Raw genomic sequence first — 12,137 nt, forward strand, 5'->3', positions numbered from 1 at the left:
ATCAGAAAAGCCCCAGTTGTTCGTCTTCGTCTTTTTTGGGAGTCAGGTCAATCGTACTTCCGATTTCAAGTTCCTGATCTGTATCAGCTGCTTCAGCTTCCTCTGATTTTTCATCCACAGGTTCGCTTTCTGTTACTTTTTCAGATTGAATCAGAGATACTTCCTTGACAGGATAAGTACTTAACTTATTCCCGATTGCCTTCCAGCCTTTCACATCGATCAGCATGTCCAGGTCATAATCCATCACTTCCTCCTCTTTTCCTTTGATCAAAGTGACTGAAACCTGCGGTTGACTCACAGTCGAAACAATTTTCAGATAGGACTGCTTGTGGTCAGAGATGAAATTGAAGCGCTTATTGACCGTGGTGGTCTCGATTCCAAATCGCTTCACAAAGAAGGTCTTTGTCCCTCCGTCATAATAAATGGCAGAAATGATTTTCTTAAGATCAAACTTTTCGATCAAAACCACATCACCTGGCTCGTATCGGTTGGTCAGTTCAAAAGTGGTCAATTCGTAATCTCCATTTTTATAGCAAACCAAAATTTTGTCGTCTCCGAGAAAGTTACCGATGAGTTTTCCTCTTTGATCCGTATTCAATCTCCCGACTACCACATCGTAGTAAATATTCAGTCCGCCAAGAGTAGACTTTCCTTCCATTTTGAACTGGATTTTCCGTACAGGATACTTGGTGAGAATATTTCCTCCGGCTCCTCTCCCTTTGATTTCAATTTCCGAAAAGTCGAAATCGAATACCTTGACTCTCGCTTTCGCCCCTTGGGTAAGATAAACCGTCACAGTTTCGGCTTCAGCGTTTGGATTGGCTGTCAGATACATGACTTTGGTACCTTTGGTACCTTTGGTCAAGTCGTATTCCTTGTCGCGGGTGATCCCTCCTACCTGAAAGCGCTTTACCATCGATCTTCCTGAGGAACCTTCGAGGTAAATCAGGTTATAAGTCATTCGGTCGTCATTCTTGCGGAAAATGCCCACGTACAAAATATCCTTGCCCATGAAGCCCTTTTCCTGAATTCTGGAAACCATAAACTTCCCATCCCGACGAATGACAATCACATCGTCCAAGTCAGAACAATCACAGATGAATTCGTCCTTTTTCAAGCCCGAGCCTACAAATCCATCCACGCGGTTGACATAGAGTTTGGCATTGTTGGCAGCAACAACTGTCGCTTCGATCGTATCCAAAGCCCGGATTTCAGTCTTTCTCTCCCTGCCTTTTCCAAACTTATCCAGCAGGTTTTGGTAATATTTGATCGAGTATTCGGTCAGATGCTTCAGGTTGTAATTGACTTCCTTCAATTCTTCCTGAAGTCGCTTCATCAATTCATCTGCCTTGAAAGCATCAAACTTCGAAATTCTTTTGATCTTGATTTCAGTTAGACGAAGTAGATCTTCCTGAGTAATTTCTCTATAAAAATCCGGTTTGAATGGATCTAAACCTTTATCTATTGCCTCCAAAACTGCATCCCAAGTGGTACATTCTTCGATGTCCCGGTAAATGCGGTTTTCGATGAATATTTTTTCAAGAGAAGAGAAAAGTAATTTCTCCATCAACTCTGCCTTTCGGATTTCTAATTCCCTGCGAAGGAGGTCTTTGGTTTGCTTGGTATTGTATTCGAGGATTTGGTTTACGGTGAGAAAAACCGGTTTATCCTCAATGATTACACAGGCATTGGGAGAAATGGAAATCTCGCAATCGGTGAAAGCATAAAGTGCATCTATCGTCACATCAGGAGAAACTCCCGGAGCGAGCTGGATTTGGATTTCGACATCTTTTGCTGTGTTATCGACGACTTTTTTGATCTTGATCTTGCCTTTGTCGGTAGCTTTCAGGATTGAATCAATCAAAGAATCTGTGGTCGTTCCGTATGGAATCTCTTTGATTAACAATGTTTTGCTGTCTTCCTCCTCAATCCTTGCACGAACTTTAACTTTTCCTCCCCGGTGACCTTCATTGTATTCACTGAAGTCCGCCAATCCGCCGGTGATAAAGTCAGGAAGGACATTGGATCTATTTCCTTTCAGAATTTCGATAGAGGCTTCGATCAGTTCGATGAAGTTGTGAGGGAGGATTTTGGTGGACAAACCCACAGCGATTCCTTCAACTCCCTGTGCCAAAAGAAGCGGGAATTTGACCGGAAGTGTGACTGGTTCACGCTTACGGCCATCATAGGAAAGTTGCCATTCTGTAGTTTGTGGATTGAAAACCACTTCCAAAGCAAACTTGGACAGGCGAGCTTCGATGTATCGCGCTGCAGCAGCTCCGTCACCAGTCCGGACATCTCCCCAGTTACCTTGGGTTTCGATCAGGAGTTCCTTTTGGCCGAGATTGACGATTGCATCCCCGATGGATTGATCTCCATGAGGGTGATACTGCATGGATTGGCCGATGATGTTAGCGACCTTGTTGAAGCGGCCATCATCCATCTCCTTCATGGCATGCATTATCCTCCGCTGCACAGGTTTGAGGCCATCTTCGATAGCCGGAACTGCCCGCTCCAGAATCACATAAGAGGCATAATCCAAAAACCAATCCTTGTACATGCCAGTCACCGGCACGGAAGTGTGCAGACTTTCGTCTGCTCCATCAGCTAACTTATTTTCGTCACTCATTTACACAATCCAATTTTGATAAATGTAAGTGGTCAATCAGACCAGACTTACTGAAAACCTATTTCCAAGCAGGAAATAATCATTTGAAACTTTGATTTTCAACTATTTAGGAAACTGCGATTTTGCCCCAAAATCAAGCTGCTTCACTTTCTGCCTCTTTTTCGACTTCCTCAGCTTTTCTTGGATCTTCCAAGGCCAGATCTTTTTCGATCTTGAGATTGTCGATGATAAAATTCTGCCGATCCGGTGTATTCTTACCCATGTAGAATGTTAACAGATCAGAAATCTTGGTTTCCTTGTTCAGAATGATCGGTTCGAGGCGGATATCTTCTCCGATGAAGGTTCCGAATTCCTCAGGCGAAATTTCTCCCAAACCCTTAAATCGGGTGATTTCTGGCTTACTTCCAAGTTTATGAATTGCCCGCTGCCGCTCCTCGTCCGTGTAGCAATAGATGGTTTCCTTCTTGTTTCTCACCCGAAAAAGTGGAGTATCCAAAATGAACAAATGCCCATTTTTCACCAAATCAGGGAAAAACTGAAGAAAATACGTCATGATCAACAAGCGGATGTGCATCCCATCCACATCGGCATCCGTGGCGATCACAATTTTGCGATAGCGGAGATTTTCGATTCCGTCTTCAATATTAAGGGCATGCTGAAGCAGGTTGAATTCCTCGTTTTCATACACCACTTTTTTGGTCATCCCAAAGCAGTTGAGCGGCTTACCCCGAAGTGAAAATACTGCCTGAGTCTGCACATCACGCGATTTGGTGATGGAGCCTGACGCTGAATCACCTTCGGTAATGAAGAGCATGGAATTGTTTTTGGCATCTTCATTAGCCTTGGGATCGTCGTAATGTACCCGACAATCTCTCAACTTTTTGTTATGGAGGTTGGCTTTTTTGGCCCGCTCGTTTGCCAGTTTTTTAATGCCGGAGATTTCTTTTCTTTCCCGCTCCGATTGCAAAATCCGCTTCAAAAGCGCATCTGCAACTGCTGGATTTTTGTGCAGGTAATTGTCCAGCTCAGTTTTGATGAAGTCATTGACAAAAGTTCGGAGAGTGGGCCCATCCGGTCCAACACTCTGGGAACCCAACTTGGTCTTGGTTTGGGATTCAAAAACGGGTTCCTGGACACGCACTGCAATTGCTGCTACGACAGATTGCCGCACATCGGATGCGTCAAAGTCTTTCTTATAAAACTCCCGGATGGTCTTGACAATGGCCTCACGGAAAGCCGCCAAGTGAGTTCCGCCCTGAGTAGTATATTGCCCATTTACGAAGGAATAATACTCTTCACCGTACGAACCTGAGTGGGTGATCGCCACTTCGATATCATTGCCCTTGATATGAATGATCGGGTATCGGATGCTTTCCTCGTCGACTTTGTTGGAAAGGAGGTCATATAGACCACGGTCAGAGAAAAATTTCTTTCCGTTGAAATTGATTGTTAGGCCGGCATTCAGGTAGGCATAGTTCCATATCTGATTTTCGAGATATTCCGGAATGAAATGGTAATTTTTGAAAATCGACACATCAGGTGAGAAAATGATCTTGGTGCCATTTCTGTCAGAAGATGTTCCAATTGCAGGATCATTGACCAAAATTCCTTTTTCGAATTCAGCCATTTTGGTTTGTCCATCCCTAAAAGACTGAACCCGGAAAAAATCCGAAAGCGCGTTTACAGCCTTAGTACCGACTCCATTCAGACCAACTGATTTTTGAAAAGCTCCAGAGTCGTATTTGCCTCCGGTATTGATTTTGGATACGCAGTCAATGACTTTGCCCAAAGGAATCCCGCGGCCATAATCACGGACTTCAACTTTATGTTCGGAGATTTTCACATCAATATTTCGTCCATAGCCCATCATGTGCTCATCGATGGAATTGTCCAGAATTTCTTTGACAAGCACATAAATACCGTCATCCTGGGCGCTTCCGTCTCCCAACTTTCCAATATACATCCCGGGTCGGAGACGGATATGCTCTCTCCAATCCAGGGACTTGATGCTGTCTTCTGTATATTTAACTGGTTCTGCCATAATGCACGATTAAACTCCTTTTTGAACTTGTTTGAATTTTCCCACCAACAGGACAAATAACCCAATGACCCACACTGCCAACAAGGCTGGCATCAGGTAAAAGAAAAAGTTGAACTGGCTAGAGGCTATGACCTCCTGGTTGTTGATAGAATGGACAAAAAACACCAATAATGCCAAACTCATATTAATTATCCCTCCGAAAGAATAAAACCAAGTAAGGAAGTAATCCCGGAAAGGATCACCGATTGGGAAAATTCGGTGTAGTTTCTTGTTGGTTTTGGTCTCAAGCGACTTGGGAGGGTAAAGTGTGACAGCATTCAAAATCAGAAATGCAGCTATCATCCCATAAAAAAATGTCCCTTTTTCCCATATCCGGTTGACTGAACCGCTGTCGTCGATACTGAGACCAACTGTCTCAGAGAGTGCAGAATAGAAGTATAATAGAAAGAAAACGAAAAGCAGAATACTCAAAAAGTAGAATGCTTTTCCAAACCTGTAATACATGTGAGTGATTGATTGAACGTGCTAATATAACCGATTTGGATAAACCAAAGGAGATTCCGAAGTGTTCCAAGATGGGATAAATCTGACAGTTTCATTCGGAGATTTTCCAATCTCATGAAATTCAGTATTCTGCCAAAAATCCTGGGTCAGAAAATTTAATCCCTTTCATGATTTTGCAATAGCATCAATTTTTGAGCCCATCTTTGCAGCCTAATTTGAAAGATCATGCGAATATTCAGTTTCCTTTTTTCCTTTTTTGCTTTAGGCTTGATTGTATCCTGCAGCGGTCCAGTTGATGCCGGAAAAGTCAATCTGGAAAACTGGAAATCTGACCGGGATGGCTGCAAAGGCCTAAGAATGCAGGAAATCGAAGAATTCAAAGCCATTAAAAACAACTTTTTGGGAGCGGACAATCAGGCTTTGATCAAGACATTTGGCCGACCTGATCGGGTAGATTTGATTGACAAAAGCCAAAGTTTTTTCTTCTATTTCCTTGAACCCAGTGGGGATTGTCCTGGGGTAGAAAGCGAAAAAGAACCCCTGAGAGTTCTTTTTCGGATGAATGCAGTAAGTAAAGTGTCTGAGGTAACTATTACAACCCTGAACCCATAAAGCACAGCGCGGCTGCGCCTAATGTGCCTGCATTGTTTTCCAAGGTGGCTTTTTTCAAGCGGAGGTCTTTGACATAATACGGACTCAAATACTTTCTGGTATTATGATCAATGGTGGGCATCATAAATTCCAAGCCAGCTGAAATCCCGCCCCCAAAATAGACATCAGTAACATCAAGGATTCGGACTGTAGAAACGATCGCTTCGCTCAAAATCTCTCCAACTTCTTTGAATACCATCAGGGAAACTTCGTTTCCGGTTTTGGCGGTATCGACCAAAAGGTGTGTTCCAAGTTCTTTTCCGATCAATTCCCCTGCTTTTTCAGGATAAGCAGCAATCAGGTTGTCCATGATTTTAAGGATGCCATTTCTGCCGATCAAATTTTCCAAACCCGCATTTCCTCTGGAAAGCATATGACCCATTTCCAGGGCATTTCCGCGGGATCCTTTGAAAACCTGTCCATCCAAAACCAATGCGCTCCCGATTCCGGTGCCCATTGTAATGAAAAGGAAGTTTTCTGCCACCTCACCTTTGCCATAATAAAACTCACCAATGGCGGCTGCAGCAGCATCATTTTCCATGTAAAACTCATGGTTTGGATAATTCTCCAAAAGTCCGGCTTTAAGGGCAAAGCCGTTCAAATCAGGAATAGCAGGGATTTCAAGTGGTGTAGTTCGATCTTTTGTGATCATTCCGGGAAGACCTATTCCTACTTTTCCAACTTCAGGATACTTTTTAAGGTATTTTCCAAGGCCATCGATAAAACACTTTCCGAAACCGTCAGGATGATCTCTGTAGGGTGTAGTGTCTTCTTTTTGGAAGTCCAAAATTTTGCCTTCCTTATCTACCAGTCCAATCTTCAGGTGAGTACCTCCGACATCCACTCCCAGAAATTGAGAATCCTGCTTGCTCATAGTGTTATTTATAGGTTTGATTGTTAAAAAAGCAAAAGAAAGGGATTACTTCCTATATTCTTTGCCGATCTCATAAAAAATTTTGAGAACAGCAGGACAGACCAGGGTATTTTTCAAAGAGAGGTCCAATATCCCAAGCATATTTTTCCGATTGGTGTGAGGATATTCCCGGCAAGCTTTAGGTCGATCCTCGTACACAAGGCACTTATTGTCAGCACCTAAAAATGAGCAGGGAGCGGATTTAAGAACGTAATCCCCATCAGAATCCCGGTACAGGTATTCATCGATAAATTCACTGCTTTTCATCCGAAAAGTTTTGGAGAGGCGATCGATATCGGTTTGAATAAAAATCGGACTTGTCGTTTTACAGCAATTGGCGCAATCCAAGCAGTCAATTTCTAGAAAAGCCTCCTCTTGAAGTTGATGAAAAGTTGAATCCAGATCCCTGGGCTTGGTCTTTTTGAGTTTTTCCTTCAGTTTTTTATTTGCCGGAAAATCTGACTTGCAATCTCTGGAAAATTTTTCTAGGTCGATTTTCAATTTTACAAACGGTTGAATTTCAAATATTTATAATTTTTCCCTATCTTATTATAAACTAAACCCAAATCCCATGAGAGTCCATCCATCTGAACTATATTTCTATCATAGTTCCGCCCAGTCAAATGATAAACAAACCAAGGCTTATGCCAAGTCACTGACAAAATTCGTCAATGAAATAGACGTCATCAATGAGCCCATCACAGCAACAAAGTGGAATGAAATTTTGGGCATGCTTGAGCTGAGGCCGAAAGATTTACTCAACCGATCCCATCCAGACTATCAAAACCAGATAGCAGGGAAAGACTGGGATGATGAAGGTTGGATAAATATCCTGGTGAAATTTCCGCATTTGATTTCGAGTCCTATTGCTATCTATAAAAATAAGGCGGTTTTCTGCAAAACTCCCACTGATATCCTCAAGCTCGATTAATCTCTGCTTACAGAAATTCCGTCAGGACCGATTATTATTTGCCTGGCTTTGAACAACTGTCCAATGCACTGCTTGAAATGCTTCTTGGACATTCCCAAAGTGGCCTGAATTTCAGCCGGGTCTGATTTGTCATGGAGCGGCAAAAATCCCTTTTCTTCCAAAATAGCCAGGATTTTTTCTGAACCTTCGTCGTATTTGACTCTGCCGGCAGGCAAAATCTGAAGGTCAATCTTGCCATCATCACGTCTCTTTTTCACCCAAAGTTTCCGCACAGACCCTATTTCCAGAGGCTGAAAAACCTCATTGGCAAAAATCAAACCCTCGTATCGATCCTCCAGCAAAACCTTGTAGCCAAGGTCAGTTTTCTCAAAAATCAATCCTTCTACTTCAATTCCGGGCTCGTAGTCCATTGGTGCCGGATCGATAAAATCTCGGTATTTAGTAACTCCTATGAGTCGGCTGGATCGAAAATCCACACAAACTTTCACTAGGTATTTCTGACCCTGAGTCATTGGTTTGGCCATTTCTCCATTCGGAACAAAGAGATCCTTGGGCAAGTCCCAATCCATAAAAGCACCAAATTTGGTTACTTCCTTGGCTTCCATTACAGCAAAATCGTCCAACATTGCATTTGGCTTTTGCGTCACTGCAACCGGTCTGTCTTCGCTGTCGGTGTAGACGAATACTTCCACCTCATCCCCTTCTTTTTCTTCTCCTTTGAGGTAGCCTTTAGGCAAAAGCACTTCTCCCCCATCGCTCAAAGCTAGATAAGCTCCAAAATCAGTGAATCGATTTATTGACAGTTTGCTGATCAGACCAAGTTCTTTCATATGATATTATATATTTTCAAAGGCCATATGGAATCTCGGAAAGATGAAATTCATTTTGATGTGTCCCTTGCATGACCCTCGATTTCATAGTTCAAAGGTATGGATTAATCGATAGGCGTCATCGCCTTTTTTCTGACAACCAAAGTCGGGAAAGCAAGGTTTGAATTGGAATTGGATGCACTTAGACTTAGTTTTGACTGAATCAAAAATGGCGGATTCGCCAAACAAAACCCAAATCATAACGCTTTTCACTCGTAATCAAAGATTTATGAAATCAATCTCAGTCATAGGTTCAGGTACAATGGGAAATGGCATCGCCCATGTCTTTTCCCAACATGGCTATGATGTAGCACTTGTCGATATCAAGGGTGAATTTTTGGAGAAAGCTTTGACAACGATTTCTAAAAACATGGACAGACAAGTGTCCAAAGGAACAATTTCCCAAGAGGAAAAAGATGTTTCCATGTCCCGGATTTCCACTTTTACCAGTCTGGAAGAAGGAGTGAAAAAAGCAGATCTGGTAGTGGAGGCTGCTACTGAAAACCTGAATTTGAAACTGGATATTTTTCGTCAGCTGGATCAATTTTCTCCAGAAAAAGCCATCCTCGCTTCCAACACTTCCTCCATTTCCATCACCAAAATCGCCGCAGTTACCAAGCGTCCGACTCAGGTGATCGGGATGCACTTCATGAATCCGGTGCCAGTAATGAAACTGGTCGAAGTCATCCGAGGTTATTCAACCTCAAATGAGGTGACCAGATTGGTCATGGATCTATCCCGGAATCTTTCCAAAGATCCCGTAGAAGTAAATGATTATCCGGGCTTCGTGGCAAACCGAATCCTGATGCCGATGATCAATGAGGCCATTTACAGCCTATATGAAGGTGTGGCTGGGGTTGATGAAATCGATACCGTCATGAAGCTGGGAATGGCTCATCCGATGGGACCTCTTCAACTTGCGGATTTTATTGGCTTGGATGTGTGTTTATCGATTTTGAGAGTGCTTCAGGAAGGCTTCGGAAATCCGAAATACGCCCCTTGCCCGCTTTTGGTCAATGTGGTGGAAGCAGGTTTCAAAGGTGTCAAAACCGGTGAAGGATTCTACAAATACACTCCTGGCAGCAAGGATTTGGTTGTAGCACCAAGGTTCTCAAAATCAATAGGGTAAGCTCATGCATTTAGCAGTATCAGGAAATATCGGGAGCGGGAAAACCACCCTCACCGAAAAACTTGCCAAGCACTATGGCTGGAAAGCGGAATTTGAATCTGTGGATCAAAATCCATATTTGCCCGATTTCTATGAGGACATGAAGCGCTGGGCATTTCATCTGCAGGTTTACTTTTTGAATTCCAGGTACAATCAGATCCGAAAAATCCAGGAAAGTCCAATCTCTACCATCCAGGATCGTACGATCTATGAAGATGCCTACATTTTTGCGGCAAACCTGTACAAAAGCAAACTCATGACTGAGCGGGATTATTGGAATTACAGAAGCCTTTTTGATTCCATGATTACCCATGTTAAGGCTCCTGATTTGCTTATTTATTTAAAAGCTGACATTCCAAAACTGGTCGGTCAAATCGAGAAACGAGGTCGCTCTTACGAAACGGCTATGCGGATCGACTACCTCAAAAACCTGAATTCCCATTACGAAGAATGGATCGGAGGATACCAGGAAGGTAAACTCCTGATTGTGGATGTCAACAATCTGGACTTTGTGGAAAGACCGGAAGATTTCTCTTTTATTGTTGAAAAAATCGAGCGGGAGATGTTTGGGCTATTTGCCTGATTTGAAATTTCAGATTTTGGAAAAATCCAAAATCCGAAATCCCCAATCCGAAATTTTATCCAATCTTTCTCATCAACCAATTATAAAGCACAACTCGCATTTCTTCCTTAGGATTGACCAAAAGCTGATCGAGTCTCTTCAGAGATCCTCCAGTCATCAAAGTTTCATAAGGTGAAAGCCGAATTAATTTGTAACCATGCAGCCGCGTTTGGAGGTCATATTGAGCATCGTTATAGCCTAATAGCTTCCAGCCAATTGCGCCGTTTCCACTGAAATCACCAGATTCTGATGCTTCACCAAAAACGTTTTTTGCCACAGGTGGCCCATTCCAAATCCGCTGTTGCATCCCTGCTTTGAGGCATTCCTTCTCGAAAGTTCGGCAGAGTCTTTTGTGACCCTCCGAAAATGGAAAAGTCCATTCGGAATACATTTCAGAGCGAAAAGTCGCCAACCGATAACGGTTGAAGTGTAACTCCTCATCCCAGATGATCAGGTGTCTTCCGATTTTGAAATCAAACTTGAGTTTTTCAAGCAATGGAAAACTCCCTTTTCCACCCAAATCTTCAAAGATTTCTTTCATCCAAGCTTTGCCTTTTGAATCAAGGAATTTTGGGTTCACTTCAATTTCAATTTGCCAATCGTAATCCGCTCCACCTTCTTTTAAAATCTGGTCGAGTTGGCGAGTCATCAGATGTTCCATGGCTTAATTGGTTTCTCGGAGAATTTCCCAAGTATGATCGGCAAGCAGTTTCACTTCTGCCACGAAAATCGCCCAGTCCTTTTTCCTACCCCATTCTTCCGGAGCAATCATGCTCATGAAATCTGACCCGTTCGATTTCTGATACAAAAAATAAACATGATTGATCAGCGGTTCAAAGGCAATTGAGGCCTGGTAGATTCTCTGGGAAACTTCTACTCTTGACTGAATTTTCTTGGCCTGCTCTGCCAGCAACCGCATTTGCTCATAAATCTGAGCCATTTGCATATCGGTCTGACTGTGCATTGCCGCCACTGCCCGACCTGTGATTTTCCCTTTGTCTTCGGGTTTGATGATGGCACTGCCAGAATGATGGGCATAAGGTAGAATTCCCGGAGTCTCGGTGGTTTTTTCTTTCATCCGCTCCAGGTCAATCCTGTCTACATCTATCTTTTTACCCGTCATTTTTTTTCAGTTTCAGCCTCTGTTGAGATCCTTTCTTTTAAGTTGCCTTTGGATCCGGGAAAAGTCGTCCTCCTCGAGATATCATAGCCAATCCAAAGCATGACCAGCATGAAAATGATAAATAGGGCAAGGAAAATTTTCTTATTCTTACTCATGATTTCATTTTACTCACAAACCGAAGACAAAAATACGGGTAGAGATGTTTTGACCTGCCCAAAATTAAAACACATGGTAAAGAAATAAGTCTTTTTGAAAAATGTTTTTTAAATTAACCTCTTAGCAGTAAAACCGGATTTCCATCAGTTTACACCCTTTTTTTTCCGAATATGTACCAACTCATCAGTGAGCAGTCCATTTATCAGTACTTTGGAGACGATGATCCGGGAATGATCCGGGAAATGATCCAGATAATCCTTGATACAAACATCAAGGATTTGAAAGAGTTGGGCTTATTTTACAAAGGTGGGGATTTTGCAACGATCAAAAGGCGCTGCCACAAAGCCAAGCCAAGTATGAGTTATATCGGAGCCATAAAAACCAGAAAAACCCTCGAAGAAATCGAGGCTAACCTGGAAAATTCAGCTTCGCTCAACGATTCACTTCAGGAGCAAATCCGGCTCATCGAAACCGAATTGACCGAATTCGTCTCGGCAATCAACTGAAAACTTTAAATTATCTACCCTTTC

The 12,137-nt window shown here is 42.7% G+C and carries 14 protein-coding genes; 5 read left to right on the forward strand and 9 right to left on the reverse strand.

From position 1 onward, the window contains the following. Position 1: 1 nt before the first annotated feature. From B0E43_RS12815 to B0E43_RS12825, 3 genes are all read right to left on the reverse strand, one after another. Positions 2–2,629 (reverse strand): DNA gyrase/topoisomerase IV subunit A, encoded by a 2,628-nt coding sequence (locus tag B0E43_RS12815; protein ID WP_077350306.1) that lies wholly within the window; start codon positions 2,627–2,629, stop codon positions 2–4. 133 nt (positions 2,630–2,762) lie between these two features. Further along, the gene (locus B0E43_RS12820; RefSeq protein WP_077350308.1) at positions 2,763–4,670 is read right to left on the reverse strand and encodes a DNA topoisomerase IV subunit B; all 1,908 of its coding nucleotides are present in this window, start codon (positions 4,668–4,670) and stop codon (positions 2,763–2,765) included. 9 nt (positions 4,671–4,679) lie between these two features. Further along, entirely contained in the window at positions 4,680–5,174 is a 495-nt protein-coding gene (locus tag B0E43_RS12825) for a DNA topoisomerase IV (RefSeq protein ID WP_077350310.1), read from the reverse strand. A 225-nt stretch (positions 5,175–5,399) separates the two neighbouring features. Here B0E43_RS12825 and B0E43_RS12830 point away from each other — a divergent pair, with 225 nt between their 5' ends. Continuing rightward, on the forward strand, positions 5,400–5,786 hold the full coding sequence (locus B0E43_RS12830) for a hypothetical protein (RefSeq protein ID WP_077350312.1): 387 nt from the start codon (positions 5,400–5,402) through the stop codon (positions 5,784–5,786). Here B0E43_RS12830 and B0E43_RS12835 read toward each other — a convergent pair. Together B0E43_RS12835 and B0E43_RS12840 are read right to left on the reverse strand one after the other, a co-directional pair. Continuing rightward, positions 5,767–6,699 carry an ROK family protein gene (locus B0E43_RS12835; RefSeq protein ID WP_077350314.1) on the reverse strand — a complete coding sequence of 311 codons (933 nt, stop codon included), beginning with the start codon at positions 6,697–6,699 and terminating at the stop codon, positions 5,767–5,769. The two genes, B0E43_RS12830 and B0E43_RS12835, sit on opposite strands and share 20 nt — an antisense overlap. Before the next feature lie 45 nt (positions 6,700–6,744). Then, positions 6,745–7,239 (reverse strand): YkgJ family cysteine cluster protein, encoded by a 495-nt coding sequence (locus tag B0E43_RS12840; protein WP_371454689.1) that lies wholly within the window; start codon positions 7,237–7,239, stop codon positions 6,745–6,747. Between the two features lie 70 nt (positions 7,240–7,309). On the opposite strand from B0E43_RS12840, the gene B0E43_RS12845 reads away from it, so the two are divergent. After that, a complete protein-coding gene (locus B0E43_RS12845) occupies positions 7,310–7,669 on the forward strand; it encodes an arsenate reductase family protein (RefSeq protein ID WP_077350316.1) in 360 nt (119 codons plus the stop codon). On the opposite strand, the gene B0E43_RS12850 is transcribed toward B0E43_RS12845, so the two are convergent. Beyond that, complete coding sequence (locus tag B0E43_RS12850; RefSeq protein ID WP_077350318.1) at positions 7,666–8,499, reverse strand: S1 RNA-binding domain-containing protein; 834 nt, start codon at positions 8,497–8,499, stop codon at positions 7,666–7,668. The two genes, B0E43_RS12845 and B0E43_RS12850, sit on opposite strands and share 4 nt — an antisense overlap. Before the next feature lie 268 nt (positions 8,500–8,767). Between B0E43_RS12850 and B0E43_RS12855 the strand changes: the two genes are divergently transcribed. Beyond that, positions 8,768–9,667 (forward strand): 3-hydroxybutyryl-CoA dehydrogenase, encoded by a 900-nt coding sequence (locus tag B0E43_RS12855; protein WP_077350320.1) that lies wholly within the window; start codon positions 8,768–8,770, stop codon positions 9,665–9,667. Positions 9,668–9,671: 4 nt separating this feature from the next. After that, entirely contained in the window at positions 9,672–10,289 is a 618-nt protein-coding gene (locus B0E43_RS12860) for a deoxynucleoside kinase (RefSeq protein WP_077350322.1), read from the forward strand. A gap of 55 nt (positions 10,290–10,344) precedes the next feature. Here the strand turns inward: B0E43_RS12860 and B0E43_RS12865 are convergent, their stop codons facing one another. Genes B0E43_RS12865 through B0E43_RS22965 form a run of 3 tightly spaced genes read right to left on the reverse strand, consistent with a single transcriptional unit; the run spans position 10,345 to position 11,606 of the window. Continuing rightward, the gene (locus tag B0E43_RS12865) at positions 10,345–10,989 is read right to left on the reverse strand and encodes a hypothetical protein (RefSeq protein ID WP_077350324.1); all 645 of its coding nucleotides are present in this window, start codon (positions 10,987–10,989) and stop codon (positions 10,345–10,347) included. A gap of 3 nt (positions 10,990–10,992) precedes the next feature. After that, positions 10,993–11,451 (reverse strand): DUF2452 domain-containing protein, encoded by a 459-nt coding sequence (locus B0E43_RS12870; RefSeq protein ID WP_077350326.1) that lies wholly within the window; start codon positions 11,449–11,451, stop codon positions 10,993–10,995. Beyond that, positions 11,448–11,606 (reverse strand): hypothetical protein, encoded by a 159-nt coding sequence (locus B0E43_RS22965; RefSeq protein ID WP_168171943.1) that lies wholly within the window; start codon positions 11,604–11,606, stop codon positions 11,448–11,450. Before B0E43_RS22965 ends, B0E43_RS12870 begins: the two co-directional genes overlap by 4 nt. A gap of 171 nt (positions 11,607–11,777) precedes the next feature. On the opposite strand from B0E43_RS22965, the gene B0E43_RS12875 reads away from it, so the two are divergent. Further along, positions 11,778–12,113, forward strand: a complete 336-nt coding sequence (locus tag B0E43_RS12875) for an Hpt domain-containing protein (RefSeq protein WP_077350328.1) — start codon at positions 11,778–11,780, stop codon at positions 12,111–12,113. Positions 12,114–12,137: the final 24 nt, after the last annotated feature.

Origin of the sequence: Algoriphagus sp. A40 (genome assembly GCF_002002735.1) — a bacterium.
Classification (GTDB): Bacteria; Bacteroidota; Bacteroidia; order Cytophagales; family Cyclobacteriaceae; genus Algoriphagus.